The sequence below is a fragment of the Brachybacterium sp. AOP24-D1-21 genome (assembly GCF_052378665.1).
In the GTDB taxonomy this organism is placed as follows: domain Bacteria; phylum Actinomycetota; class Actinomycetes; order Actinomycetales; family Dermabacteraceae; genus Brachybacterium.
On the sequence record NZ_JBQSXX010000002.1, the window covers coordinates 1020451 to 1047259 of the forward strand.

General features: G+C 69.2%; 21 protein-coding genes. 8 read left to right on the forward strand and 13 right to left on the reverse strand.

What is annotated here, in order from left to right:
- Positions 1-84 precede the first annotated feature (84 nt).
- The 4 genes from tkt to pgl all read left to right on the forward strand — a co-directional run bounded on the left by tkt (position 85) and on the right by pgl (position 6850).
- Positions 85-2181, forward strand: a complete 2097-nt coding sequence (gene tkt, locus ACT3UF_RS19405) for a transketolase (protein ID WP_444608464.1) — start codon at positions 85-87, stop codon at positions 2179-2181.
- Positions 2182-2399: 218 nt separating this feature from the next.
- Positions 2400-3509 carry a transaldolase gene (tal, locus tag ACT3UF_RS19410; RefSeq protein WP_441444043.1) on the forward strand — a complete coding sequence of 370 codons (1110 nt, stop codon included), beginning with the start codon at positions 2400-2402 and terminating at the stop codon, positions 3507-3509.
- Between the two features lie 72 nt (positions 3510-3581).
- Positions 3582-5135 carry a glucose-6-phosphate dehydrogenase gene (gene zwf / locus ACT3UF_RS19415; protein ID WP_441444044.1) on the forward strand — a complete coding sequence of 518 codons (1554 nt, stop codon included), beginning with the start codon at positions 3582-3584 and terminating at the stop codon, positions 5133-5135.
- Complete coding sequence (pgl, locus tag ACT3UF_RS19420) at positions 5132-6850, forward strand: 6-phosphogluconolactonase (RefSeq protein WP_442332302.1); 1719 nt, start codon at positions 5132-5134, stop codon at positions 6848-6850. Before zwf ends, pgl begins: the two co-directional genes overlap by 4 nt.
- A gap of 104 nt (positions 6851-6954) precedes the next feature.
- Here pgl and secG read toward each other — a convergent pair whose 3' ends face one another.
- The 9 genes from secG to uvrA all read right to left on the reverse strand — a co-directional run bounded on the left by secG (position 6955) and on the right by uvrA (position 18541).
- Positions 6955-7197 (reverse strand): preprotein translocase subunit SecG, encoded by a 243-nt coding sequence (gene secG / locus ACT3UF_RS19425; RefSeq protein WP_441444115.1) that lies wholly within the window; start codon positions 7195-7197, stop codon positions 6955-6957.
- A 254-nt stretch (positions 7198-7451) separates the two neighbouring features.
- Positions 7452-8225 (reverse strand): triose-phosphate isomerase, encoded by a 774-nt coding sequence (tpiA, locus tag ACT3UF_RS19430; RefSeq protein WP_441444046.1) that lies wholly within the window; start codon positions 8223-8225, stop codon positions 7452-7454.
- Positions 8222-9424 carry a phosphoglycerate kinase gene (locus tag ACT3UF_RS19435; RefSeq protein ID WP_441444047.1) on the reverse strand — a complete coding sequence of 401 codons (1203 nt, stop codon included), beginning with the start codon at positions 9422-9424 and terminating at the stop codon, positions 8222-8224. Before ACT3UF_RS19435 ends, tpiA begins: the two co-directional genes overlap by 4 nt.
- 145 nt (positions 9425-9569) lie before the next feature.
- Positions 9570-10574 carry a type I glyceraldehyde-3-phosphate dehydrogenase gene (gap, locus tag ACT3UF_RS19440; protein WP_299303401.1) on the reverse strand — a complete coding sequence of 335 codons (1005 nt, stop codon included), beginning with the start codon at positions 10572-10574 and terminating at the stop codon, positions 9570-9572.
- Between the two features lie 110 nt (positions 10575-10684).
- Positions 10685-11683, reverse strand: a complete 999-nt coding sequence (gene whiA / locus ACT3UF_RS19445) for a DNA-binding protein WhiA (protein ID WP_441444048.1) — start codon at positions 11681-11683, stop codon at positions 10685-10687.
- Complete coding sequence (locus ACT3UF_RS19450) at positions 11667-12782, reverse strand: gluconeogenesis factor YvcK family protein (RefSeq protein WP_442332301.1); 1116 nt, start codon at positions 12780-12782, stop codon at positions 11667-11669. The genes whiA and ACT3UF_RS19450 overlap by 17 nt, the downstream gene beginning before the upstream one ends.
- The gene (rapZ, locus tag ACT3UF_RS19455; protein ID WP_441444050.1) at positions 12779-13675 is read right to left on the reverse strand and encodes an RNase adapter RapZ; all 897 of its coding nucleotides are present in this window, start codon (positions 13673-13675) and stop codon (positions 12779-12781) included. Before rapZ ends, ACT3UF_RS19450 begins: the two co-directional genes overlap by 4 nt.
- Positions 13676-13719: 44 nt before the next feature.
- A complete protein-coding gene (uvrC, locus tag ACT3UF_RS19460) occupies positions 13720-15657 on the reverse strand; it encodes an excinuclease ABC subunit UvrC (protein WP_441444051.1) in 1938 nt (645 codons plus the stop codon).
- A 7-nt stretch (positions 15658-15664) separates the two neighbouring features.
- Positions 15665-18541 carry an excinuclease ABC subunit UvrA gene (gene uvrA / locus ACT3UF_RS19465; RefSeq protein WP_442331802.1) on the reverse strand — a complete coding sequence of 959 codons (2877 nt, stop codon included), beginning with the start codon at positions 18539-18541 and terminating at the stop codon, positions 15665-15667.
- Positions 18542-18613: 72 nt separating this feature from the next.
- Here uvrA and ACT3UF_RS19470 point away from each other — a divergent pair, with 72 nt between their 5' ends.
- Positions 18614-19291 carry an MBL fold metallo-hydrolase gene (locus ACT3UF_RS19470; protein WP_441444053.1) on the forward strand — a complete coding sequence of 226 codons (678 nt, stop codon included), beginning with the start codon at positions 18614-18616 and terminating at the stop codon, positions 19289-19291.
- A 23-nt stretch (positions 19292-19314) separates the two neighbouring features.
- A complete protein-coding gene (locus tag ACT3UF_RS19475; RefSeq protein WP_441444054.1) occupies positions 19315-21066 on the forward strand; it encodes a bifunctional 3'-5' exonuclease/DNA polymerase in 1752 nt (583 codons plus the stop codon).
- A gap of 8 nt (positions 21067-21074) precedes the next feature.
- On the opposite strand, the gene ACT3UF_RS19480 is transcribed toward ACT3UF_RS19475, so the two are convergent.
- Together ACT3UF_RS19480 and ACT3UF_RS19485 are read right to left on the reverse strand one after the other, a co-directional pair.
- Positions 21075-21668 (reverse strand): hypothetical protein, encoded by a 594-nt coding sequence (locus ACT3UF_RS19480; RefSeq protein WP_441444055.1) that lies wholly within the window; start codon positions 21666-21668, stop codon positions 21075-21077.
- 59 nt (positions 21669-21727) lie between these two features.
- Positions 21728-22192 (reverse strand): hypothetical protein, encoded by a 465-nt coding sequence (locus tag ACT3UF_RS19485; RefSeq protein WP_442331801.1) that lies wholly within the window; start codon positions 22190-22192, stop codon positions 21728-21730.
- 197 nt (positions 22193-22389) lie between these two features.
- On the opposite strand from ACT3UF_RS19485, the gene ACT3UF_RS19490 reads away from it, so the two are divergent.
- Positions 22390-22848 (forward strand): pyrimidine dimer DNA glycosylase/endonuclease V, encoded by a 459-nt coding sequence (locus ACT3UF_RS19490; RefSeq protein ID WP_441444116.1) that lies wholly within the window; start codon positions 22390-22392, stop codon positions 22846-22848.
- 203 nt (positions 22849-23051) lie between these two features.
- Here ACT3UF_RS19490 and uvrB read toward each other — a convergent pair whose 3' ends face one another.
- Together uvrB and coaE are read right to left on the reverse strand one after the other, a co-directional pair.
- Entirely contained in the window at positions 23052-25154 is a 2103-nt protein-coding gene (uvrB, locus tag ACT3UF_RS19495; protein WP_441444057.1) for an excinuclease ABC subunit UvrB, read from the reverse strand.
- A 51-nt stretch (positions 25155-25205) separates the two neighbouring features.
- Positions 25206-25841: a dephospho-CoA kinase gene (coaE, locus tag ACT3UF_RS19500; protein ID WP_442331800.1), complete on the reverse strand. Its 636-nt coding sequence runs from the start codon at positions 25839-25841 to the stop codon at positions 25206-25208.
- Positions 25842-25894: 53 nt separating this feature from the next.
- On the opposite strand from coaE, the gene ACT3UF_RS19505 reads away from it, so the two are divergent.
- Complete coding sequence (locus tag ACT3UF_RS19505; protein ID WP_442331799.1) at positions 25895-26800, forward strand: trimeric intracellular cation channel family protein; 906 nt, start codon at positions 25895-25897, stop codon at positions 26798-26800.
- Positions 26801-26809 lie beyond the last annotated feature (9 nt).

Sequence of the window (26809 nt, forward strand, 5' to 3'; positions counted from 1 at the left end):
GGACGTACTGCCGGGACCGCCCGCCGAGGCCTGTCGATCCACGCGGCCGAGCGGCTGCACACCGGCGAAAGGAAGCACCCGATAATGACGGAGAACTTCAAGGCCCCCGAGGGCTGGACCGAACTCGACAAGCGTGCGGTCGACACCGCGCGCGTCCTCGCCGCTGATGCGGTCGAGAAGGTCGGCAATGGGCACCCGGGCACCGCTGTGAGCCTCGCTCCGGCCGCCTACCTGCTCTACCAGGACGTGATGCGGCACGATCCGAAGGATCCGTCGTGGCTGGGCCGCGACCGCTTCGTGCTCTCGGCCGGTCACTCCAGCCTCACGCAGTACATCCAGCTCTTCCTCGGCGGCTTCGGCCTCGAGAAGAAGGACCTCGAGGAGCTGCGCACCTGGGGCTCGAAGACCCCGGGCCACCCGGAGAACTTCGTCACCTCAGGCGTGGAGATCACCACCGGTCCGCTGGGCCAGGGCATCTCCTCGGCAGTCGGCTTCGCGATGGCGCAGCGCCGCGAGCGCGGCCTGCTGGACCCCGAGGCCGCTGAGGGCACCAGCCCCTTCGACCACTTCACCTATGTGATCGCCTCCGACGGCGACCTCCAGGAAGGTGTCAGCAGCGAGGCCAGCTCCATCGCCGGCACCCAGCAGCTCGGCAACCTCATCGTCCTGTGGGACGACAACGAGATCTCCATCGAGGGTGACACCTCGATCGCCTTCACCGAGGACACCGCCGCGCGCTACGATGCCTACGGCTGGGACGTGCGGACCGTGGACTGGACCCAGGGCGGAACCGAGTACCTCGAAGACGTCGCGGCCCTGAAGACCGAGATCCTCGAAGCTCAGAAGGTCACCGACAAGCCGACCTTCATCCGACTGCGCACCGTCATCGGCTGGCCGATCCCCGAGCTGGCCGGCAGCCACTCGGTGCATGGCGCGAAGCTCGGTGCCGAGGGCGTCGCAGGCCTGAAGAAGGCCGTGGGCCTGGACTCGGAGCAGCAGTTCCAGGTCGACGAGGATGTCCTCGCCCACACCCGCGCCCTCGCTGAGCGCGCGGTCTCTGCGAAGGCGGAGTGGGACAAGGGCTACCAGGCGTGGCGCTCCGCGAACGCGGAGAAGGCTGCTCTGCTGGACCGGCTCCAGGCACGTGAGCTGCCCGAGGGCTTCGCCGAGGCGTTCCCGAGCTTCGAGGCCGACGCCAAGGGCCTCGCCACCCGCGCCGCCTCCGGCAAGGTCCTCGAGGCCCTCGCACCGGTCATGCCTGAGCTGTGGGGCGGCTCCGCCGACCTCGCCGGCTCGAACAACACCACGATGAAGGGCGAGTCGTCCTTCCTCCCCGAGGAGCTCAGCTCCTCCGAGTTCTCCGGCGACAAGTACGGCCGCACGCTGCACTTCGGCATCCGCGAGCACGGGATGGGCGCGATCCTCTCGGGGATCTCGCTGCATGGGCTCACCCGCCCCTACGGCGGCACCTTCTTCCAGTTCTCCGACTACATGCGCGGCGCGGTGCGCCTCGCCTCGCTCATGAAGGTCCCCGCGACGTATGTGTGGACGCATGACTCCATCGGTCTGGGCGAGGACGGCCCCACCCACCAGCCGGTCGAGCACCTGGCCGCGTACCGCGCGATCCCGAACCTGTCGATCGTGCGCCCCGCGGATGCGAATGAGACCGCGCAGGCCTGGAAGGCGCTGCTCGAGCGGGATCACGGCCCGGTCGGCCTGATCCTCTCCCGGCAGGCGATGCCGACCTTCGACCGCAGTGAGTACGCGGGCGCGGAGAACCTCGTCAAGGGCGGCTACATCATGAAGGAGGCCTCGGCGGAGCCGCAGGTGATCCTCATCGGCACCGGCTCCGAGCTGCAGTACGCCGCGGAGGCGCAGACCCAGCTCGAGGCGGCGGGCATCCCTGCCCGCCTGGTCTCGATGCCGTCCGTCGAGTGGTTCGACGAGCAGGACGAGGAGTACAAGGAGTCTGTGCTCCCGGCGTCGGTCACCGCACGCGTGAGCGTCGAGGCCGGCATCGCGATGCCCTGGTACCGCTTCCTGGGCACCCATGGGCGTGCAGTCTCGCTCGAGCACTACGGTGCATCGGCCGATGCGGGCACTCTCTTCAAGGAGTTCGGCTTCACCGCCGAGGCCGTGGTCGCAGCGGCGAAGGACTCCCTCGCCGCAGCCGGGGCCTGATCCTCCGCGGGGCGGGGCCTCCGGGTCCCGCCCCGCTCCTCTTCCCCTCCTCTCCCCATCCTCTCCTCTCCCCTCCCCTTTCTCCCTCCGCCCGTCCCGCCGCCGACCGCGGACCCAGAGGTTCCCTCCCTCACCTCGGGGAAGGATCCGGCGCTTGAGACCGTTGCACCGGGCGACACCAGTTCGACACAGGGCGCACAGCGCCCGGAAGGAACACCATGGCTCAGAACACCAACACCCAGGCCCTCTCCGATGCCGGAGTCTCGATCTGGCTCGACGATCTCTCGCGTCAGCGGATGTCCTCCGGGAACCTCCAGGAGCTCATCGACAGCCGCAACATCGTCGGCGTGACCACGAACCCGTCGATCTTCCAGGCTGCGATCTCCGGCCGCTCGGAGTACGACGCAGACATCGCCCGCCTCGCGGCGGAGGGCAAGGACGTCGACGCCATCGTCGAGGTGCTCACCACCGATGACGTGCGCAGCGCCGCCGATCTCTTCGCCGACATCTACGCGTCCTCGCACGGCTTCGACGGCCGCGTGAGCATCGAGGTCGATCCCCGCCTCGCCCACGAGACCGAGAAGACGATCGAGCAGGCCAAGCACCTCTTCGAGGTCGTCGGCCGCGAGAACGTGATGATCAAGATCCCCGCCACCGAGGCCGGCCTGCCGGCCATCACCGCAGTGATCGCCGAGGGCATCAGCGTCAACGTCACCCTGATCTTCTCTGTCGAGCGCTATCAGGCCGTGATCGAGGCCTACCTCACCGGTCTCGAGCAGGCCGCGGCAGCGGGCAAGGATCTCGCGAAGATCCACTCTGTCGCCTCCTTCTTCGTCTCCCGCGTGGACTCGGAGATCGACGCGCGGCTCGAGGCCCTGGGAACCGAGGAGGCGACCGCTCTGCGCGGCCAGGCCGGCGTCGCGAACGCACAGGCCGCCTTCGGCACCTACCTCGAAGCCTTCGGCTCTGAGCGCTTCACCGCGCTCAAGGGTGCGAACGTCCAGCGGGCGCTGTGGGCATCCACCGGCGTGAAGAACCCCGACTACGCCGATACCCTGTACGTCGACAACCTGGTCGCGGATCCCTCCGTCAACACCATGCCGGAGAAGACCCTCGAGGCCGCCGCGGACCATTCGGAGCTGAAGGCTCCGCTGTCCGCCGAGGCCGCTGTCGCGGGCGTCGCGACGCTCGAGCGCGTCGCCGGCGCCGGGGTCGACCTGGTCGAGGTCTTCGCACTGCTCGAGCGCGAGGGCGTCGAGAAGTTCGAGAAGGCCTGGAACGAGCTCCTGGCCACGGTGTCCGCCTCCGTCGAGTCCGCCCGCGCCTGACTCTTCGAGGAGCACGGTCCCGCATCATGGGCGGGCCGTGCTCCTCTGCTCCGTGTCCTAGAAAGGACGAACGTGACCGACTCCTCCACTCCCCCTGCCGGGGCTGACGCGCCGAATCCGCTGCGCGATCCCCGCGACCGCCGTCTCCCGCTCATCGCCGGGCCCAGTTCGATGGTGATGTTCGGCGTCACCGGCGACCTCGCCCGCAAGAAGCTGCTGCCCGCCATCTATGACCTCACCCATCGTGGCCTGCTGCCGCCCAGCTTCGGGCTGGTCGGCTTCGGTCGTCGGGAGTGGTCCGATGACGACTTCGCCGACTACGTCCGCAAGAGCGTCTCCGAGCACTCCCGCACCGGCTTCGACGAGAGCGTCTTCGAGCAGCTCCGCGGCGGGCTCCGCTTCGTCACCGGCACCTTCGATGACAGCGCCGCCTTCGAGAAGCTGACCGAGGTGGTCGGCGAGCTCGATCGCACTCGCGGCACCGGCGGTAACCACGCCTTCTACCTCTCGATCCCGCCGGACGCCTTCCCGCAGGTCTGCGGCCAGCTCGCGGACTCGGGGCTCAACACCCCCCGCGACGGTTCCTGGCGCCGAGTCGTCATCGAGAAGCCCTTCGGGCACGACCTCGCCTCCGCCCGCGAGCTCAACGACGTGGTGGAGAAGGCGTTCCGTCCCGAGGACGTCTTCCGCATCGATCACTACCTGGGCAAGGAGACGGTCCAGAACATCCTGGCGCTGCGCTTCGCGAACCAGATGTTCGAGCCGATCTGGAACGCGAATTATGTCGACCACGTGCAGATCACGATGGCCGAGGACATCGGCATCGGTTCCCGTGCCGGGTACTACGACGGCATCGGCACCGCCCGAGACGTGATCCAGAACCACCTGCTGCAGCTGCTCGCGCTGACGGCGATGGAGGAGCCCGTCACCTTCCGCGCCTCCGATCTGCGTGCCGAGAAGGAGAAGGTCCTCGCCGCCGTCGAGCTGCCGGAGGATCTGGCGGCGCACACCGCTCGCGGCCAGTACGTGGGCGGCTGGCAGGGAGGCGAGCAGGTGCGTCCCTATCTCGAGGAGGACGGCATCCCCGCCGATTCCACCACCGAGACCTTCGCCGCGATGCGCCTGGACATCGCCACCCGCCGCTGGGCCGGTGTCCCCTTCTACCTCCGTGCAGGCAAACGGCTGGGCCGCCGCGTCACCGAGATCGCAGTCGTCTTCAAGCGTGCCCCGTTCCTGCCGTTCCGCTCCACGGACACCGCGGATCTGGGTCAGAACGCGATCGTCATCAGGGTCCAGCCCGATGAGGGCGTCACCATGCGCTTCGGCTCGAAGGTCCCCGGCACCCAGATGGAGGTGCGGGACGTGACCATGGACTTCGCCTACGGCATGAACTTCACCGAGGAGTCACCGGAGGCGTACGAGCGGCTGATCCTGGACATGCTGCTCGGGGACCCGCCGCTGTTCCCGCGGCAGAAGGAGGTCGAGCTCTCCTGGAAGATCCTCGACCCCATCACCGAGTTCTGGGCCCAGAACCTCGACCCCGCTCCTTACCGCCCCGGCACCTGGGGCCCCGATACCGCGCACGAGATGCTCGCCCTCGACGGGCGTACCTGGAGGCGACCGTGATCACCACCCTGACCGACACCACCGCATCGGCGATCAACAAGCAGATGATCGAGATGCGGGAGACGTTCGGCGCGAACACCATCGGCCGGGTCCTCACCCTGATCATCGTCGCCACCGGCGATGTCGAGGAGCCGCTCGAGGCGGCCATCGCCGCCAGCCACGAGCATCCTGCCCGGGTGATCGTGGTCGATGCGGAGCCGGAGGCTGAGAACTCCGGCCTGGACGCGGAGATCCGGGTGGGCCGTGACGCCGGCGCCGGGGAGATCGTGATCCTGCGTGCCCGCGGGGACGTGCTGTGGTCGCTGGACACCCTGGTGATGGCGCTGCTGCTCCCCGATGCCCCGATCGTGACCTGGTGGCCGGAGAATGCTCCGTCCTCCCCCATCCATGACGTGCTGGGTTCGATGTCCCAGCGTCGCATCACCGACTCCGCCGCCTGCCAGGACCCGCTGGGGACCCTCAAGCGGCTGCGCCGCGGCTACGCCAGCGGCGACTCCGACTTCGCCTGGGCGCGGCTGACCCGCTGGCGCGGACTGGTCGCGAGCGCCTACGAGGTCCCGCCGATCTCGACCCCCACCAAGGTGGAGGTCGCCGGCACGGTCGACAACCCCTCGGTGGTGCTCATGGCCGGCTGGCTCGAGCACGCCCTCGGGGTCGAGGCGGAGGTGCTGCCCCCCAACGGCGGCGACGTCGACTATGCGGGTGTGCACAGCGTCCGTCTGGTCCGCCAGGACGGCACCATCGACCTCACCCGGGTCGATGACGCCTCGATCGTGATGAAGCTCCCCGGTGACGACACCGGACAGCACGTCACCATGCCGCGCCGCACGCTCGCTGAGCTCATCACCGAGGAGCTGCGCCGACTGGACCCCGACGAGGTCTACGGCGAGGTGCTCGCCACCACGTACAGCAGCATCGATGACACCGCCACCTTCGCCGGGGGCAAGCCCGATCCCGTCGACCAGGTGCTGCCCGACGCGGACGGGGTCGCGGCCGCTGCCGCAGAGCACACCGCGAAGCAGCTCGCAGCCGCCCTCGAGGAGCGTCCGCTCGCGCACCTGGTGCTCACCGGCGGGACGGTCGGCACCAAGACCGCCGCTGCGCTGCCCGCAGCGCTGGACGCCGCAGGGGTCGATGCGAGCCGCCTGCACCTGTGGTGGGGCGACGAACGCTTCGTGGCCTCGGACTCCGAGGATCGCAACGAGGTGGCGGTGCGTGACTCGCTGCTCGCGCCGCTCCAGGCCGAGTCCGGGCTTCCGGCCCGCAACATCCATGTGATGCCCTCCCCCGCGGACGGCATGTCACTGGACGACGCCGCCGCCTGGTACGGGCAGCAGCTGGACCAGATGGGCGGCGATCAGCCGTTCCGCACCCGCGGCCGGGCGTTCTTCGATGTGGTGATGCTGGGCGTGGGACCTGACGGTCATATCGCCTCGCTGTTCCCCGAGCATCCGGATCAGCGACAGGTGGCAGCGAGCGCGATCGGGGTCACCGACTCGCCGAAGCCGCCCTCGGAGCGGATCTCGCTGACGTGGCCGGTGCTGAACTCCTCCCGCCATGTGGCACTGCTGGTCGCCGGCGAGGAGAAGGCCGGCGCGGTGCGCGACGGTCACCAGGACATCAACCCCTGGGAAGTCCCTGCCTCGGCAGTGCGCGGCCTGGAGTCGACGACCTGGTTCCTCGACGCCGCCGCCGCCGGGCAGCTGCCGCAATGAGCAGTCCCACGGGACGCTGAGAACGCGAGAAGGGCCGGTCACCACCATGGTGACCGGCCCTTCTCATACGACTCAGCGGCCTTTAAGAGACCGGAGGCGAAGGCTCAGAGCAGCTTCTCCACGATGCCCAGGCCGACTGCGCACACGCCCCAGCTGACCGCGACACCCACCGTGAGGCGGTTGAGATTGCGCTCGGCCACCCCAGAGGCGCTCGCATTGGAGGAGACACCGCCGCCGAACATATCGGAGAGCCCGCCGCCACGTCCCTTATGCAGCAGGACGAACATGATCGTGAGCAGACCGAGGACGGCCAGCATGACCTGAAGGATGAGCTTCAGCAGGGGCAGATCCACGAGTGCAGGCACCTTCCACGGGGTACGACGGACTGATCCAGCATACGGCACGGGCCGGACCCATACTGGGTCCGGCCCGCGTGGCAAGGCTCTCGCCTGCTGAGCTTCTACCGCTCGCAAGCTCGCAGTACGTCGCTCAGCCTGCGCTGAACCTGCTGAGCTTCTACCGCTCGCAAGCTCGCAGTACGTCGCTCAGCCTGTGCTGAACCTGCTGAGCTTCTACCGCTCGCAAGCTCGCAGTACGTCACTCAGCCCTGGAAGCCCGCGATCTTGGCGAACTCCTCGGCCTTGAGCGAGGCTCCGCCGACGAGGGCGCCATCGACATCGGCCTTGCCCATCAGCTCGACCACGTTGGACGACTTCACGCTGCCGCCGTAGAGGACGCGGACCGCGTCGGCGACGACATCGCCGTGCAGCTCGCGCAGCGCCTCGCGGATCGCCTGGCAGACCTCCTGCGCGTCGTCTGCACTGGCCACCTCGCCGGTGCCGATCGCCCACACGGGCTCATAGGCGATGACGATCTTCGCCGCCTGCTCGGCGGTCAGACCCTCGATGCCGCCCGTGAGCTGCGCGAGGGTGAACGGGACATGGTTCCCGGCCTTGCGCTCCTCGAGCGGCTCTCCGACGCACAGGATCGGGGTGAGCCCCGCGGCGAAGGCTGCCCGAACCTTAGCGTTCGTGACCTGCTCGTCCTCGCCGTGGTACTGGCGACGCTCCGAGTGGCCGACGGCGACATAGGTGCAGCCCAGGGTCTTCAGCATCTGCCCCGAGACCTCGCCGGTGTAGGCACCGGACTCGTGCTCGGAGATGTCCTGCGCGCCGTAGGCGATCGGCAGCTTGCCGGCGTCCACGGCGACCTGCACGGTGCGCAGGTCCACGAACGGGGGGAGCACGACGGTCTCGACGACCGAGGTGTCGAGACCCTTGAGCTGTTCTCCCAGCTCCTCGACCAGGGACAGGCCCTGCTTCCAGTCGAGATTCATCTTCCAGTTGCCCGCCATCAGCGGGGTACGGGTCGTCACTTGGAGTCCTCCTCGAGGATTGAGATGCCCGGCAGGTCCTTGCCCTCGATGAGCTCGAGGCTCGCGCCGCCGCCGGTGGAGATGTGCGAGTAGAGGGATTCGTCGAATCCGAGGATGCGGACCGCGGCGGCGGAGTCGCCACCGCCGACCACGGTATAGCCGGGAGCCTTCGAGAGCACATCCGCGACGCTCGAGGTGCCCTTGGCGAAGCTCTCGAACTCGAAGACACCCATCGGGCCGTTCCAGAACACGGTCGCTGCATCGGCGATCTTCTCGCCGAACAGCTTCGCCGTCTCCGGGCCGATGTCCATGCCCTCCTGATCCGAGGGGATCTCGGAGGAGGGGACCACCGTCGCGGGCGCGTCGGCGGAGAACTCGGGTGCCACCACCGTGTCGACGGGCAGGACCAGCTCGACACCGTTCTTCTCGGCGCGCTCGAGGTACTCGCGCACCACGTCGAGCTTGCTCTCGTCGAGCAGCGACTTGCCGACCTCGTAGCCCTGCGCCTTCTGGAAGGTGTAGGCCATGCCGCCGCCGATCAGGATGCGATCGGCCTTGCCCAGCAGGCTGTCGATGACTCCGAGCTTGTCGGCGATCTTCGCACCGCCGAGCACCACCACGAAGGGGCGCTCCGGAGAATCGGTGACCTTGCGCAGGGACTCCACCTCACGCAGCACCAGCTCACCGGCGGCCGAGGGCAGCAGGGTGGCGAGCTCGTACACGGAGGCCTGCTTGCGGTGGACGACGCCGAAGCCGTCGGAGACGAAGGCATCACCGAGGGCGGCGAGCTGCTCGGCGAAGGCGAGCCGCTCCGACTCGTCCTTCGAGGTCTCCCCCGGGTTGAACCGCAGGTTTTCGAGCACGGCCACCTGGCCATCCTCAAGCCCGGCCACGACCTCCTGCGCGGAGCTGCCGACGGTGTCCGTCGCGAAGGCGACGTCCTGGCCCAGCAGCTCGCCGAGACGGCCCACGACCGGCTTCAGGGAGTACTTGTCCTCCGGTGCGCCTTTGGGGCGGCCGAGGTGGGAGATCACGGCGACCCGTGCACCGGCTTCGACCAGCCGGGTGAGGGTGGGCAGGGCGGCGCGGATGCGACCGTCATCGGTGATGGTGGTCCCGTCCAGCGGGACGTTCAGATCAGCCCGGACGAGCACGCGCTTGCCGCGCAGCTCTCCGAGCGAGTCGATGGTCTTCAGCACGATGGTGCTCCTTCAGGTTCGGGCGAACGCGCCATCGCTCGGCGCGGACTCGTGAGACGACCGGAGCCCACCGGCCACCGACCCTTCGGGGTGGTGACCGGTGGGCTCCGGGGTGATCCGGGTCGTCAGTACGACGACCGGTGGATCAGAGGGACTTGCCCACGAGCTGCGAGAGCTCGACGAGGCGGTTGGAGAAGCCCCACTCGTTGTCGTACCAGGTGAAGACCTTCACCAGGTTGCCGTTCACCTTGGTGAGCTGGCTGTCGAAGATCGAGGAGTGCGGATCGCCCTCGATGTCCTTGGAGACGATCGGATCCTCGGTGTAGCGCAGGATCCCCTTCAGCGGGCCCTCTGCAGCCTTCTTGATGGCGGCGTTGATCTCCTCGACGGAGACCTCGCGCGATGCCTCGAAGGTGAGGTCGGTGATCGAGCCGGTGGGGACCGGAACGCGCAGCGAGTAGCCGTCCAGCTTGCCCTTGAGCTCCGGCAGCACCAGCGCCACGGCCTTGGCCGCACCGGTGGTGGTCGGGACGATGTTCAGCGCGGCCGCACGTGCACGGCGGGGGTCCGAGTGGGGGCCGTCCTGCAGCACCTGGTCCGAGGTGTAGGCGTGGACGGTGGTCATCAGACCCTTGACGATCCCGAACTCGTCGTTCAGCACCTTGGCCACGGGGGCGAGGCTGTTGGTCGTGCAGGACGCGTTGGAGATGATGTGGTGGTTCGCGGGGTCGTAGTCGCCCTCGTTCACACCGATGACGAAGGTGCCGTCCTCGTTCTTGCCGGGGGCCGAGATGATGACCTTCTTGGCGCCGGCCTCGATGTGGGCCTTGGCCTTCTCGGCGTCGGTGAAGATGCCGGTGGACTCGATGACGACGTCCGCACCGATCTCGCCCCACGGGATGTTCTTGGGATCGCGCTCGGCGAACGCCTTGATGGTGTTCTCCCCGACGGTGATCGAGTCGTCGTCGTACGAGACGTCGTAGGGCAGCACGCCACCGATCGAGTCGTACTTGATGAGATTCGCGAGCGCGGCGTTGTTAGTGAGGTCGTTCACACCGACGATCTGGATGTCGGCCTTCTGCTCGAGTGCGGCGCGCAGGAAGTTACGGCCGATGCGGCCGAATCCGTTGATTCCAACCTTGATGGTCAAGGGTTCCTCCTAGATTCGCAGAGAACTGCGAAATTCCGGTACTGACATGGTGCGCACGCCCTTGTACGCTCGGACGGCGCCGGAAGTGACCGACGACCACGACGATCTTATCAACGTCCTGGGTCCGGTGACGGGGGTAATCGGTCCTCGTCCACTCCGTGGTCGGTTCCGGGCATGCCCAGATCCTCCGCGCGCTTGTCCGCAGTGGCGAGCAGGCGCCGGATCCGCCCGGCCACGGCGTCCTTGGTGAGGGGCGGATCCGCCAGACGGCCGAGCTCCTCGAGGCTCGCCTGACGGTGCTCGAGGCGAAGCTGGCCCGCCGCCTGCAGATGCTCGGGGACCTCATCACCGAGGATCTCCAGCGCCCGCTGCACCCGCTGCCCGGCAGCGACCGCCGCGCGGGCGGAGCGGCGCAGATTCGCGTCGTCGAAGTTCGCCAGTCGATGCGCGGTCGCCTTGACCTCTCGCTTGGTGCGGCGCTCCTCCCAGCTCTTGACGGTCTCGTGCGCCCCCATGCGGGTCAGCAGCATGGAGATCGCGTCTCCGTCCCGCAGCACCACGCGATCGGTCCCTCGTGCCTCGCGCGCCTTGGAGGCGACGCCCAGCCGGCGGGCGGCCCCGACCATCGCGAGCGCGACCTCGGGGCCCGGGCAGGACAGCTCCAGCGCTGAGGAGCGTCCCGGCTCGGTGAGCATCCCCCGGGCCAGGAAGGCTCCGCGCCAGGCGGCCTCCGCGTCGACCGTCGCCCCGCCGACCACGAAGGGGGGCATCCCCCGCACCGGTCGGCCGCGGGCATCGAGCAGGCCGGTCTGCCGCGCGAGCATGCCGCCCTCGCGTTCGACCCGCACGATGTAGCGAGTGGTGCGGCGGATGCCGGAGGGGGCCAGGACCGCGAGCTCGGCCCGGTGGCCGTACATGTCGGCGATGATCCCGTGCAGACGCCGGGCGACCGCGGCGGAATCCAGCTCCGCCTCGACCACCACCTTCCCGGCAACCAGGTGCAATCCGCCGGCGAAGCGGAGCATCGCTGCAGCCTCTGCCTTGCGGGCGGAGGGCCGGCTCACCTCGAGGTGGCTCAGCTCCTCCTTCGCCTCACCCGTCAGAGCCATGCAAGTCCTCCTCGATGGTGGGGGGCTGTGCCCCCGTGATGCGGTGCTCGGTGCCCTCATGGTCGGGCTCGACATCGCCGTAGGCGTCGTCGAAGAGATCACGGTACGCGGCGGCGAGCCGCACCGGGTCATGGTGCGGTGTACCGTCCCCCACGCTCACCTGGCGCAGCAGGGTGCGGATCCCGCGGGCCTGGGCCGCCTCCGCCAGCTCGAGGGCGTCCTCGAGGGTAGTGGGATCCGCCAGCAGCGCATCGAAGCGGCACCCCTGGGCTCGTTCCAGGAGCACATCGAGCATGTCCAGGCTGGTCATGCCCTCTGCCTCCTGCGACCCCACCGAGAGGTTGGTGGTGATGCAGCGCCGGGCGGGGCTGGTGCGGATCGCCTCGGCGATCTCGGGGATCATCAGATGAGGCAGCACGGAGGTGTACCAGGAGCCGGGGCCGACGATGATCCAGTCTGCGCGGCCCAGCGCGTCGATCACGTCCTGCGGGACCCGTGGCCGCTCGGGGATCAGCCGGATGTCCTCGACCCTTCCCTCCGCGGTCGCGACCTGCCACTGACCGGAGACCGTGCGCAGAGTGCCGTCGGCGCCGCGCACCTGGGCCTCGATATCGAGGGGGTCCAGGGCCATCGGCAGCACCCGTCCTCTGGCGCCGAGCAGCTCTGCCATCTGATCGAGCGCCTCGACCGGGTCCTCGAGGATCTGCCACAGCGCGACGATCAGGAGGTTGCCCAGGGCGTGCCCGTCGAGCTCGCCATCGGTCGCGAAGCGGTGCTGGATCACATCGCCCCAGATGGAGCCCCAGTCGGAGTCCTCGCAGAGCGCCGCGAGCGCCATCCGCAGGTCCCCGGGGGGCAGCACCGGCATCTCGGTCCGGATCCGTCCGGAGGAGCCGCCGTTGTCGGCGACGGTCACCACGGCGGTGATGTCATCGGCCAACAGCCGCAGGGCGCGCAGGTTCGCGGCCAGGCCGTGACCGCCGCCGAGAGCGACCACCCGCAACGGGCGCTGCGGATCGCCGCGCCGACCCCGCCGCGCACTGGCGGAGCGATCCGCGCCCCGGAGGCGAGATCCCCGGGCGCGCGGTGCGATGCTCATTCGCGCCCCAGATCGCGGTGGCGGATCCGTACGGCGTGGCCGCTGCGGCGCAGCTCCTCGCCGATCTTCTCCGAGACCGCGACCGAGCGGTGCTTGCCGCCGGTGCAGCCGATCGCGAGCGTGGTGAAGTGCTTGTTCTCGGCGCCGTAGCCACGCAGCACCGGACGGATCATCTCGAGGTAGCGGTCCACGAACTCCTGCGCGTTGGCGTCCTTCAGGACGAAATCCGCCACCTCGGGGTCGGTGCCCCGCTTCGGTCGGAGCTCAGGGACCCAGTAGGGGTTGGGGATGAACCGGACGTCGCTGACGTGATCGGCTTCGAGCGGGATCCCGTACTTGAAGCCGAAGGAGAGCATCGTCACGGTGAGCTGCTGCTCCTCGCTGGTGCCGAAGACGGTGCGCATCTTCATCGTGAGCTGGTGCACGTTCAGGGGGGAGGTGTCGATGACCAGGTCTGCCATCCGCCGGTAGGGGGCGAGCATCTCGCGCTCCCGGCGAATTCCCTCCAGCACGCCCTCCTCCCCCTGCAGCGGGTGGGGACGGCGCACCGAGTCGAAGCGACGCACGAGCGTGGATTCGTCGGCGGTGAGGAACACCAGGCGCAGGCGCAGATCGGCCTTGCGCAGATCGGCGACCACATCGGAGAGCTCGCTGAAGAAGGGGCCGGAGCGGGGGTCGACGACCACGGCGAAGCGGTTCTCGCGGCCCACGGCGGTGGCGCGCAGCTCATATAGCGTCCCGATCAGCTGCGGCGCGATGTTGTAGACGACGTACCAGCCCATGTCCTCCAGGGCGTGGGCGGCGGTCTCCCTCCCGGCACCGGCGAGGCCGGTGATGATGACGACGTCACCCCGGGTGTCAGTGGTGGGGGTCAGTACGGGCTCCTCGGTCACGAGCGCTCCTTCCGGGGTCGGGGACAGGGGGTGGGTGCAGCTGGTCAGCGGTCGAGGATCTCGCCGGTCGCCATGTCCACGGTGACAGCGAGCTCGCCGTCCTCGAGGACTGCCTGCGCCTGGTCCCCCTGGTCGGATCGTAGCGCGAGCGCGATCTGCGCGGCCAACGCGGGTCCGATCCCGTTGACCCGAGCCAGCTCCTCCTCGCTCGCCGCACGGATCGCGGAGACGGTCACGAAGCGATCCAGGAGCGCCCGTCGACGGGCGGGGCCGAGCCCGGGGATGCCGTCCAGGGCGCTGGCCTGCATGGCGCGACCGCGCTTGGATCGGTGGTAGGTGATCGCGAAGCGGTGCGCCTCGTCACGCAGGCGCTGGACCAGGAAGAGCGCTTCGCTGGTGCGCGGCAGGATCACCGGGTAGTCGTCCCCGGGCAGCCAGATCTCTTCGAGCCGCTTGGCGATGCCGGCCAGGGCGATGTCGGTGATGCCGAGGTCGTCGAAGGCACGCTGGGCGGCGGCGACCTGGGGCGGGCCGCCGTCGACCAGGATCAGCGAGGGCGGGTAGGCGAAGCGCCGGTACCGTCCCTGCTCCTCCTCTGCCGGCTCGGGCGGGTCCAGGTGGTGCTTGAGCCGCCGGGAGATGACGTCGTACATGGAGGCGGTGTCGTCGCGGGCTGCCTCGCCGCTGACGGCGTAGCGGCGGTACTCGCTCTTCTTGGGCAGGCCGTCCTCGAAGACCACCTGGGACCCGACCACGTTGGTGCCATGGGAATGGGAGATGTCAAAGCACTCGATCCGCAGCGGCGGCTCGGCGAGGTCGAGCGCCTCCCCCAGGTCCTCGAGCGCCTTGGTGCGGGCGGTGAGATCGCCGGTGCGCTTCAGACGGTGCAGCCGCAGCGCCTCGGTCGCGTTCTCGCCGACGGTGAGCAGCAGGTCCTTCTTCTCGCCGCGCTGCGGGACCCGCAGGTCAGTTCGCGGGCCCATCAGCTCGAGCACCTGCTCGCGGTTCCGGGGCAGGATCGGGACCAGCACCTCCTTGGGTGCCGGGCTCTCGGCGTACAGGGTGGTCAGCGCGCGCTCGATGAGGTCGGGCCCGGTGGATTCGTCGAGAATCTCCGCGGTCCAGCCGCGCTGGCCGCGGATCCTGCCGCCGCGCACATGGAAGACCTGCACGGAGGCTTCGAGCTCGTCCTGCGCGAGGCCCACGAGGTCCGCGTCGGTGGCGTCGGAGAGCACCACGGAGTTCTTCTCCATGACCTTGTTCAGCGCCTTGAGGTCGTCGCGCAGGCTCGCGGCGGTCTCATAGTCCATCGCCGCGGCGGCGCCCTTCATCTGCTGCTCGATGCGGCGGGTGTACTTCGAGGTGTTGCCGGCCATGAAGTCCGCGAACTGCTCGGCGAGGCGGCGGTGCTCGTCCTCGGAGATGTCTCCGACGCAGGGGGCGGCGCATTTGCCGATGAAGCCCAGCAGGCAGGGCCGCCCGGCGCGCTCGGCGCGGCGATACACCCCTGCGGTGCAGGACCGGATCGGGAAGACCCGCAGCATCAGGTCGAGGGTCTCGCGGATCGCGCCCACCTGCGGGTAGGGCCCGAAGGTGCGGTCACCCTTGGCGCGGGGCCGACGGGTGATGTGCACCCGGGGCACCTGCTCCCCCATCGTGATCACCAGGTACGGGTAGGACTTGTCGTCGCGGAACTTGACGTTGAAACGCGGGTCGAACTCCTTGATCCAGGTGTACTCGAGGGTGAGCGCCTCCACCTCGGTGCCCACCACGGTCCATTCGACGCTCGCGGCGGTGGTGACCATCCGCCGGGTGCGTTCGTGGAGGACCGCGAGATCCTGGAAGTAGTTGACCAGGCGCTGGCGGAGGTTCTTCGCCTTGCCCACATAGATGACCCGGCCGTGCTCGTCCCGGAAGCGGTACACCCCGGGCCGGGTCGGGATGGTCCCGGTGGCGGGACGGTAGGTCGCCGGATCTGCCACGGTGTGCTCAGCGCTCGGTGCTTCTCGGGGTGCGGCCTGCTCGTCCCGTGGCGAGCATCGGGGCGAGGAAGTGCCCGGTGTAGGAGCCCGGGGTCTCCGCCACCTGCTCGGGGGTGCCGGTGGCGACGATGCGGCCGCCGCCCGAACCGCCCTCGGGGCCGAGGTCGATGACGTGGTCGGCGGTCTTGATGACGTCGAGGTTGTGCTCGATGACGATCACCGAGTTGCCCTTGTCGACCAGGCCGTTCAGCACCTCGAGGAGCTTGCGGACGTCCTCGAAGTGCAGGCCCGTGGTGGGTTCGTCCAGCACGTAGATGGTGCGTCCGTTGGAGCGTTTGTGCAGCTCGGAGGAGAGCTTCACCCGCTGCGCCTCGCCGCCCGAGAGGGTGGTCGCGGACTGGCCGAGCTTGACGTAGCCCAGGCCCACGTCGACGAGGGTCTGCATCTGGCGGCGGATCGCGGGGACCGCGTCGAAGAACTCGAGCGACTCGGCGATGGACATGCCCAGCACCTCGGCGACGTTCTTGTCCTTGAACTTCACCTCGAGGGTCTCGCGGTTGTAGCGCTGGCCCTTGCAGACCTCGCACTGGACGTAGACGTCCGGCAGGAAGTTCATCTCGATCTTCAACGTGCCATCGCCGGAGCAGGCCTCGCAACGGCCTCCCTTGACGTTGAAGGAGAAGCGCCCGGCGGTGTACCCGCGGATCTTCGCCTCGTTGGTCTGGGCGAACAGGGTGCGCACCCGGTCCCAGACCCCGGTGTAGGTGGCGGGGTTCGAGCGCGGGGTGCGGCCGATCGGCGACTGGTCCACGTGCACGACCTTGTCGAGGTGCTCGAGGCCGGCGACCCGCTTGTGGCGGCCGGGGACGATCCGGGCGCGGTTCAGCTCCTTGGCGAGCACCGCGTAGAGGATGTCGTTGACCAGTGACGACTTTCCGGAGCCGGAGACGCCGGTGACGGCGGTGAGCACGCCGAGGGGGAAGGAGACGTCCTGCCCGACGAGGTTATTGGCGCGTGGGGCGACGACCTTGAGCATCCGCTCCTTGTCGATCTCTCGGCGGGACTCCGGCAGCGGGATCTCGAGCGCTCCGGAGAGGTACCGGCCGGTGAGGCTGGTCTCGTGCTGCTTGAGCCCTTCCACCAGGCCGGAGTAGACGACCTCGCCGCCGTGCTCGCCGGCCAGCGGGCCGATGTCCACCACCCAGTCCGCGGCGTTGAGGGTGTCCTCGTCATGCTCGACCACGATCAGGGTGTTGCCCAGATCGCGCAGCCGCTCGAGGGTGACGATGAGCCGCTCGTTGTCGCGCTGGTGCAGGCCGATCGACGGCTCGTCGAGCACATACAGCACGCCCACCAGGCCGGAACCGATCTGGGTGGCCAGGCGGATGCGCTGGGCCTCACCGCCGGAGAGGGTGCCGGCGGCACGGGCGAGGGAGAGATAGTCCAGGCCCACGTCGAGCAGGAAGCCGAGCCGGGAGCGGATCTCGCGCAGCACCTCGTCGGCGATCTGCGCCTCCCGCACCCCGAGCTCGAGGCTGTCATGGAAGGCGTGCGCCTCACGGATCGACATCTCGGTGACCTCGGCGATGGAGCGCCCGCCGACGGTCACGGCGAGCACCTCGGGTCGCAGCCGGGCACCCTTGCAGGCCGGGCACGGGACCTCGCGCATGAACTGCTCGTAGCGGTCCTTGGCCCAGTTCGACTCGGTGTCGGAGTGGCGCCGCTCGAGGAAGTGCATCACACCCTCGAAGCCGGTCGAATAGGTGCGCTCGCGGCCGAAGCGGTTGCGGTACTTCACGTGGACCTTGTGGTCCTTGCCGTGCAGCAGCGCTTCCTGCGCCCGCTCGGGCAGGGCACGCCAGGGGGTGTCCATCGAGAAGCTCAGCTCCTCGGCGAGGCCGGCCATCACCTCGAGGTGACGGTCGGTGGAGCCCATCGTCCAGGGCGCGATCGCGCCCTCGGCGAGGGTGAGGTCCTCATCCGGGATCACGAGCTCGGGGTCGACCTCGAGCCGCTGGCCGAGCCCGGTGCACTCGGGGCAGGCGCCGTAGGGCGCGTTGAACGAGAAGGTGCGCGGCTCGATGTCGTCGATCGCGAGCGGGTGGTCGTTGGGGCAGGCGCGCTTCTCGGAGAAGCGGCGGATCCGGTCCGGATCCTTCTCGTCCAGGTCCACGAAGTCGACGGACAGGATCCCCTCGGCGAGCCGCAGCGCGGTCTCGACGGAGTCGGTGAGGCGGCGGCGGGAGTCCGGCTTCGCGGCGAGGCGGTCCACCACCACCTCGATGGTGTGCTTGAACTTCTTGTCGAGGGTGATCTCCTCGTCGAGCCGGCGGTTCTCCCCGTCGATGCGGGCGCGGGCGAAACCCTGGGAGCGCAGCGAGCTGAGGAGGTCCACGTGCTCGCCCTTGCGGCCCTGGACCACGGGGGCCAGCAGCTGGAACCGGGTGCCGGGCTCCTCGCCGAGGAGGGTGTCCACGATCTGCTCCGCGGAGGAGGAGCTGACCTTCTCACCGCAGACGGGGCAGTGCTGCTCGCCGGTGCGGGAGAACAGCAGACGCAGGTAGTCGTAGATCTCGGTGATGGTGCCGACCGTCGAGCGGGGGTTGCGGTTGGTCGACTTCTGATCGATCGACACCGCAGGGGACAGCCCCTCGATGAGGTCGACGGACGGCTTGTCCATCTGACCCAGGAACTGCCGGGCATAAGCGGAGAGCGACTCCACGTAGCGGCGCTGTCCCTCGGCGAAGATGGTGTCGAAGGCCAGGGAGCTCTTGCCCGACCCGGACAGGCCGGAGAACACCACCAGCTTGTTGCGGGGGATGTCGATGTCGATGTTCTTGAGGTTGTGCTCGCGCGCACCACGGACGACCAGAGATTCAGTCACCGGACCATTCTAGAGGCGAACACCCACCTTCGAACAGTTGTTCGGAGGAGAGGTGGACGACATACTGGGCCCATGAGCGATCACGAGTACACCGGACACGTTGAACCCGGAGGCGAGCCGATGGTGCGCGACCTCCGCCACCTGCAGATCCGCAAGCTCTCCGTGGGCCCGATGAACAACAACGCCTACCTGCTGACCTGTCGGGCCTCGGGAGCTCAGCTGCTGATCGACGCCGCTGCGGATCCCGACGCGCTGCGCCGCATGGTCGCCGCCGGTGGGGAGCACAACGTGCTGGACCTCATCGTGACCACGCACAGCCATCACGACCATGTGGGGGCGCTCGCGGAGATGATGGGCGCCACCGGTGCCCGCACGGCCGCCGGGGAGGCGGATGCCAAGGAGATCACGGAACGGATCGACCTCCCCCTCGCCCACGGTGACGTGCTCCGATTCGGGCAGCAGCAGGTCGAGATCATCCACCTGCGGGGCCACACCCCGGGCTCGGTCGCGGTGCTGCTGCGCGCCGGGGATGAGGGCGATCACCTCTTCACCGGAGATTCTCTGTTCCCGGGCGGGGTGGGCAACACGGAGCAGGATCCGCAGCGCTTCGCGCAGCTCATGGACGACGTCGAGGAGCGGATCTTCGACCGACTCGGGGACGAGACGTGGGTGTACCCGGGCCACGGGGATGACACCACGCTCGGCGCCGAGCGCCCCTCGCTGCCGGCCTGGCGTGAGCGGGGCTGGTGACCCCTCCCTCGTCACCGGCGTCTGTGCCCTCTTCCCTGCCTGCCGTCCCGCCCACGTGGTGCGTCCTCGGTCGCGGCGCTGGCGGGCGCACACGGCTCGTGGCACTCGATGGGCAAGGCAGGCCGCTCGGGGTGGAGGAGGTGGCGGCCGACGGGCTGACTGCGCTGGTCACCCGGTACGAGGCGGAGCATGCCCCGCGCTGGGTCTGGAGCGACGCGGCAGCCTGGTATCCACGACTGCTCGCCGCTGGGGTGACCCTCGAGCGATGTCATGACCTGCGGCTGATCCACCGGATCCTCTGTCACTCGGAGCTCGTCCAATTCGCGCAGGCGCTGCGCGCTGCGACGGGCTGGGACACGCCGCTGGACCCCCACGAGCCGGTGAAGGCTCAGGGCGCCACCCTTTTCGAGCTCGATGTCGCCTCTCCGCGCTCCGGCGGCGTCCCCTCCGACGCGGAGGAGACGCTGGCCGAGTTCGTCCGTCAGCGCACCGCGATCGACACCGCGAGCGATCCGGCACGGCTGCGTCTCCTGATCGCCGCGGAGTCGGCCGGGGCGCTGATCGCCGCCGAGCTGCAGGCCGCTGGGATTCCCTGGGACGTGGCCCATCACGACCGGATCCTCACCGCCGCCCTCGGGCCACGCCCCTCCCCCGGCACGCCGCCAGCGCAGATGGTGCAGACCGGGGCCGAGGTGCGGGCCGCTCTCGGTGACCCGCTGGTGCCGCTGGACTCCCCGCCGAAGCTGCTGCGGGCCTTGCACCGGGCTGGGATCGATGTGCCCTCCACCTCGCAGTGGGAGCTGCAGCAGCATGAGCACCCGGCCATCGAGCCGCTGCTGCGGTACAAGAAGATGTCCCGCCTGCTCACCGCCAACGGCTGGACCTGGCTCGATGAATGGGTGCATGAGGGTCGATATCGCCCCGTCTATGTGCCCGGCGGGGTGGTCACCGGGCGCTGGGCCTCCAGCGGCGGTGGTGCCCTGCAGATCCCGCGCCAGCTGCGCCCGGCGCTCCGCGCCGATCCGGGCTGGCGTCTGGTGAGCGCGGATGTCGCCCAGCTGGAGCCGCGGGTGCTCGCCGCGATGTCCGGGGATCGGGCGATGATCGCTGCGGGGGCCGGCAAGGATCTTTACTCCGGGATCGTGGACGCCGGGATTGTCACCACGCGGCAGGAGGCGAAGATCGGCGTGCTCGGAGCGCTCTACGGGGGCACCACCGGGGACAGCGGAAGGGTGGTGCCGCGGCTGCGGCGGAACTTCCCTGACGCGATGGCGCTGGTCGACGGCGCGGCCGCGACCGGAGAGCGCGGCGGGACGGTCACCACCTGGCTGGGACGCTCCTCCCCCGCACCTGAGGAGGCCTGGTCGCAGGCGCAGCGCGCCGCGAACCAGGTCGATGCGGGGGTCGGTCAGCAGGAGGCGGCGCGGCGCTCCGCCCGGGACCGCGGCCGGTTCACCCGGAACTTCGTTGTCCAGGGCACCGCCGCAGAGTGGGCGTTGTCCTGGATGGCGGCGCTGCGGCTCCAGCTCGCGGCGCTCCCGGAGGTGGCGGAGTCCCAGGCGGCCGCGCCCTCCGGCCCGGTGTTCGCACGAAGGGCGCACCTGGCGTTCTTCCTGCACGACGAGGTGATCGTGCACGCCCCGGCCGAGCAGGCGGAGGCCGCCGCCGAAGCGATCCGGGAATCCGCGAATGCCGCCGGCAGGTTGCTGTTCCCCGGCAGTCCGATCGATTTCCCGCTGGACCTGACGATCAGCGAGCGTTCGGCGGAGAAGTGAGCTCGTGCTCAGTGCGCGTCGAGAGCTTCGAGGTAGTCGAGGCAGGTCTGCAGGATCGCGCGGATCCGACGCTCGAGGACCTCGGCCGGTTCCCGCCGCCCCCAGGGCGAGTCACCCTCGGTGTACTCGGTGAGCAGGGGCCGGATCATGGACATCTCCGTTGCGGTGATCTCGTAGTCGGTGCTGATCACCTGGAGCGTGTCGCGCAGATCTGAGCGCCCGGGCCCTGCGGTGGTGCGGAGCACGTCGATGGCGCCTTCAAGCCAGCCGAGATCGTCCTTGCCATCCTCGGTCACCGACTCCTCCATCTCGGTGGTGACGAGATCGAACAGCATCATGTGTGCGGCGAGATATCCGGGATCCGCATCCTCGTGGTCGTCGTGGGGAAGGCGCGCGGCGCGGCCGATGAGTCGCGCGGCACGTCCCTCGTCACCGTCGGCCAGCGCGAGCAGCGCTTTACGGAGCAGCTGCCTCGCGCCCTCGGCCGCAGCGATGCTGAAGGGCTGCAGGGTGCGCCCGGAGGTGCCCTCGGTGTTCCCGAAGCCGGTGTCGTCGAGGGCCAGAAGGTGCTGTTCGAGGTCGCCGATCTGTTCGCCGCGCATGGCGTCGAGCCTACGCGGGCCGGGCCCTATGCGCTCTCGTCAGAGCTCCGGTCGGATCGTCAGCTGGCGTTCTCGTCCTCCGGGCTCGAGGGCACGCGGTCCCCGAGCGCATTCACTCCCAGCATCAGTGCCCCGGAGGCGAGCCCCATCATCACGCGGGGAGCGGGCACACCCCGTCGGCGCAGCAGGTTCTCGATCCCGCGGTCCAGGCAGATGCTCGCTGCCCCGGCTCCGGCCACCACGCCGCCGAAGGCCAGGGACAGGGCGCACTGGGAGACGGTCGACATGCTCGACCCGCGAGACGGCTCGTCAGTGATCCTGTCCGCACGTCGGGCCACGGATGAGCGGGATGCATAGTGCTGGAACGCGAGCAGCATGATGGCCGATGTGGCGGCGGCGGGGACCACGATGTAGCCGGTCTGCACCGGGCGTGGCAAGCGGTGCAGCGGGATCATTCCGACGCCGATCGTCACGGCGGTGCTGACGGCGTGGGTCAGGATCCGAGAACCTGGGGGCTTGGACATGGGCATTCTCCTCGATCACGTGAAGGTGGCGCGACGTGCTCGGTGCGGGAGGGCAGGCCGCGCCGTCGACTCGCGCCGTCGACGTGGTCACGACGCTACCGGCGGACACCGCCTTCCGCCGCCGACGATCGTCGGCGCGGTGGATGACCTTCGACGGGTCAGGCGCAGGCGCACCATCCATGCGAGACGATGGGTGCATGCGTCTGTGGTCACTGCACCCCCGCCACCTCGATCGCCAGGGCCTCACCGGCTGCTGGCGGGAATCGTTGCTGGCCCAAGCGGTGCTCGCTGGACGGACACGGGGCTACCGCGCGCACCCGCAGCTGGAGCGGTTCCGGGCGCATTCCGAGCCGGTCGCCGCCGTCGGCGCCTATCTCGCAGCCGTCGCGCAGGAAGCGACCGAGCGGGGCTACCGCTTCGATCTCACGCGCATCGATCTCCCGCCGGGAGCGGGCGTGCAACCAGCTCCTATTCCGGTGACGGACGGCCAGCTCGCGCTCGAGTGGACGCATCTGCTCGCGAAGCTCGAGCGCCGAAGCCCTGTGTTGTGGGAGCAGGAACGTCAGCTCCATCAGCCCGAGGTGCATCCGCTGTTCGAGGTCATTCCAGGACTTGTCGAGTCATGGGAGCGTGAGCCCGAACGTCGCGAGCGTTGACTGCGGGGTCGCTCGAGGCACCTCGGCTGTACATCAGAAGCACACTTCGGATCTGGTGAGATCTGCCGTGCCGCAACCAGACGAGAGCCCCTCCTCTGCGCACTTCGGAAGCATCCTTCCGATAGGACGCTCAGTGTGGGATAGCGGCACCCATCAGCCACCGTTTCGGAAGGATCTCTCCGGTATGGCACGCACCGCGTCTCTCAGGAGCGCTGCACCGCCCGCAGCTCCTTCTTGAGCTCCTGCACCTCATCCCGCAGCCGGCCCGCGACCTCGAACTGGAGGTTCTCCGCCGCCTGGTGCATCTGGGCGGTCATCTCATCGATCATGCCGGTCAGCGCGCCCACCGGATCATCGCCGAGGTCCACGCTGCGTCCCTTGACCGCGTCGACGGCGTTGGCCCGGGCGCGATCCCGGGCCACTCGCTCCTTGCCGGAGCGGTAGTCGGTGGACATCAGGGTGTCGGTGTCGATGTCCTCGCGGGCGAGCATGTCCGTGACATCCGCGATGCGCTTGCGCAGCGGGGTGGGGTCGATGCCGTGCTCGAGGTTGTAGGCGACCTGCTTCTCGCGGCGCCGGTTGGTCTCTTCGATCGCGGACTCCATCGAGTCGGTGATCCGGTCCGCGTACATATGCACCTGGCCGGAGACGTTGCGGGCGGCGCGGCCGATCGTCTGGATGAGTGAGGTGCGGGAGCGCAGGAAGCCCTCCTTGTCCGCGTCGAGGATCGCGACCAGCGACACCTCGGGCAGGTCCAGGCCCTCGCGCAGCAGGTTGATGCCCACCAGCACGTCGTACTCCCCCAGCCGCAGGGAGCGCAGCAGCTCGATCCGGCGCAGGGTGTCGACGTCCGAGTGCAGGTACTGCACCCGCACGCCGTTCTCCAGCAAGAAGTCGGTGAGATCCTCCGCCATGCGCTTGGTGAGCGTGGTGACCAGCACCCGCTCATCGCGCTGGACCCGCTTCTCGATCTCCTCGCGCAGGTCGTCGATCTGGCCCTTGACGGGCTTGACGATCACCTCCGGGTCGACCAGGCCCGTCGGCCGGATGATCTGCTCGACCACGCCGTCGGACTTCCCGAGCTCATAGGCGGCGGGAGTGGCGGAGAGGTAGACCGTCTGACCGGTGCGCTTGGTGAACTCGGAGAAGGTGAGCGGCCGGTTATCGAGCGCCGAGGGCAGGCGGAAGCCGAAGTCGACCAGGGTGCGCTTGCGGGAGCGGTCCCCCTCGTACATCGCGCCGATCTGCGGGACGGTCACATGGGACTCGTCGATCACCAGCAGGAAGTCCTCGGGGAAGTAGTCCATGAGGGTGTTCGGGGCCGTGCCGGGCGCACGGCCGTCGAGGTGGCGGGAGTAGTTCTCCACCCCGTTGGTGGAGCCCATCTGGCGCAGCATCTCGAGGTCGTGGGTGGTGCGCATGCGCAGCCGCTGCGCCTCGAGCAGCTTGTTCTGATGCTCGAGCTCCTCGAGCCGTTCGGCGAGCTCGATCTCGATGGTGCCGATCGCACGGGAGAGCCGTTCAGGTCCGGCGACGTAGTGGGAGGCGGGGAAGATGTGGATGTGGTCCTCCTGGCGGATCACCTCTCCCGTCATCGGATGCAGGGTATAGATCGCGTCGATCTCGTCCCCGAAGAACTCGATGCGGATCGCGAGCTCCTCGTACATCGGAATGATCTCCACGGTGTCGCCGCGCACCCGGAAGGTCCCGCGCTCGAAGGCGATGTCGTTGCGGTCGTACTGCATGTCCACGAAGCGGGTCAGCAGCTCGTCCCGGTCCAGCTCCTGACCGACCTTCAGCTGCACCATCCGGTCCACATACTCCTGCGGGGTGCCCAGGCCGTAGATGCAGGAGACGGAGGAGACCACGACCACGTCGCGCCGGGTGAGCAGGGAGTTGGTGGCGCTGTGGCGCAGCCGCTCCACCTCGGCGTTGATCGAGGAGTCCTTCTCGATGTAGGTGTCCGACTGGGGGACGTACGCCTCGGGCTGGTAGTAGTCGTAGTACGAGACGAAGTACTCCACCGCGTTGTGCGGGAGCAGCTCACGGAACTCGCTCGCGAGCTGGGCGGCGAGGGTCTTGTTGTGCGCCATGATCAGGGTGGGCCGCTGCACCTGCTCGATCAGCCAGGCCGTGGTCGCGGACTTGCCGGTGCCGGTCGCGCCCAGCAGCACCACATCCTGCTCGCCATCGTTGATGCGGCGGGTGAGGTCGGCGATCGCGGTCGGCTGATCACCCGAGGGCGTGTACTCGGAGACGACTTCGAAGGGATGCTCGGAGCGGACCAGATCGGTGACGGGACGCATCCCCCGAGCCTACGACTCAGGGCCGACGGACGACATGCCCGCCCGGCGGCGTCAGCGCAGGGCGGAATCCTCGAGCTCGGCGAGGACCGTCTGCAGGGCGTGCAGGGCGCGGACCGAGAGGGTCTCCCGCTCCGCGGTGTTCAGCACCAGACGATCGGCGCGACGGATCCGTTCGAGGTCGGTGACCTGCGCGGTCATGATCGCCTCGACATAGGCGCGATCCTTCCCGCGGTCACGCATCACCCGGGAGATGCGGTCCTCGCGCCGGGCGAGCACCACGACGACCGAGCGGTAGTCCGCGTCGTGGTGCATCTCGAGCAGAAGAGGGCTGTCGTGGATGACGAGCCGCTCCCCCGCCCGGGCCGCCTCCTGCTCCTCCCGGGCCACCGCCTCATCGACCCGGGATAGCACGATGTGCTCGAGATCTACCCGGGCGGCGGCGTCGGCGAACACCAGGCGCGCCATCGCCGCCCGGTCGATCGTGCCGCTCTCGGTGCGGAGCTCCTCGCCGAAACGGGCGATCGCCTCCTCCACGCCGTCGCCGGGCACGTCCAGCACGGCGCGGGAGTGGGCATCGAGGTCGATCACCCGGTGGCCGGCCTCGCCCCAGATCGCGGCGACAGTCGACTTGCCGGAGCCGATGCCGCCGGTGAGCCCCAGGCGCAGCGGGGTGGTGAGCGTGGTCATGACCAGATCGTACGGTCCGCCGCTCCTGCCCGGCGCGTACTACCGTCGAACCTGTGGACCCTCTCGAGCTGCTCGTGACCAACGACTTCCTGCGCATCCTGGATCTGGTGGGGGTCTTCGTGATGGGCGTTGCCGCCGGGGCGCTGGCCTCCCGGCTGAACTTCGATGCGGTGGGCTTCGCGATCATCGGAATTGCCGCCGGGCTCGGCGGCGGCATCGTGCGCGACCTGATCCTCGATCTCGGCGTCCCGGCCGCCTTCTCGGGCCCCTGGTATCTGACCTGCGCCCTGGCAGGCGCGGGCTTCTCCTTCTTCATCTCCACCGACGGACCCTGGTGGCGGCGCACAGTGACGGTGCTGGACATCGCCGCGATGGGGCTGTGGGCGGCGACCGGCACCGCGAAGTCGCTCGCCTACGGTCTGGACGTGCTGCCCGCGATCCTGCTGGGCGTCACGAGCGCCGTGGGCGGCGGGGTGATCCGCGACGTGCTGGTGGGACGGATCCCGGCGATCTTCGGCGGCGGTCCGCTGTATGCCACTGGAGCCCTGGTCACCGCGGTGCTGACCTGGGGCGTCTTCGCGCTCGGCCTGCCCTCGGGGACGGTGCTGGTGGCGGTGACGATCGGGTCCCTGCTCGCCGGGGTCGCCGCCTGGCGCCGCTGGACGCTGCCCGGCCACAGCGAATGGCAGGTGACGATGTCCGCGTCCCAGCTCAAGCAGCTGGTGCGTCGAACGCGCAAGAGCGAGCGGGAGCGTGTCGCGCACGAGACCGGGACGATCCCGGTGGTCGATGCAGGCACCGATGATCTGGCCGAGGACTCCTTCGCGGACGACCTCGACGCCGGCGGCTACGAGGACCGCATCTTCCCCCACGCCGACGTCGAGGAGCTGCCGGGGACGACCGAGCACGAGCGCCGCGCACGCGACGACGACGGCCCCGAGGGCCCGGAACGACTCTGAGGAGCTCTG

Coding starts and splice junctions, on each gene's coding strand:
- tkt (WP_444608464.1), top strand. CDS start 85: ATGACGGAGAACTTCAAGGCCCCCGAGGGCTGGACCGAACTCGACAAG.
- tal (WP_441444043.1), top strand. CDS start 2,400: ATGGCTCAGAACACCAACACCCAGGCCCTCTCCGATGCCGGAGTCTCG.
- whiA (WP_441444048.1), bottom strand. CDS start 11,683: ATGGCTCTGACGGGTGAGGCGAAGGAGGAGCTGAGCCACCTCGAGGTG.
- ACT3UF_RS19450 (WP_442332301.1), bottom strand. CDS start 12,782: ATGAGCATCGCACCGCGCGCCCGGGGATCTCGCCTCCGGGGCGCGGAT.
- ACT3UF_RS19470 (WP_441444053.1), top strand. CDS start 18,614: ATGAGCGATCACGAGTACACCGGACACGTTGAACCCGGAGGCGAGCCG.
- ACT3UF_RS19480 (WP_441444055.1), bottom strand. CDS start 21,668: ATGCGCGGCGAACAGATCGGCGACCTCGAACAGCACCTTCTGGCCCTC.
- ACT3UF_RS19485 (WP_442331801.1), bottom strand. CDS start 22,192: ATGTCCAAGCCCCCAGGTTCTCGGATCCTGACCCACGCCGTCAGCACC.
- ACT3UF_RS19490 (WP_441444116.1), top strand. CDS start 22,390: ATGCGTCTGTGGTCACTGCACCCCCGCCACCTCGATCGCCAGGGCCTC.
- uvrB (WP_441444057.1), bottom strand. CDS start 25,154: ATGCGTCCCGTCACCGATCTGGTCCGCTCCGAGCATCCCTTCGAAGTC.
- coaE (WP_442331800.1), bottom strand. CDS start 25,841: ATGACCACGCTCACCACCCCGCTGCGCCTGGGGCTCACCGGCGGCATC.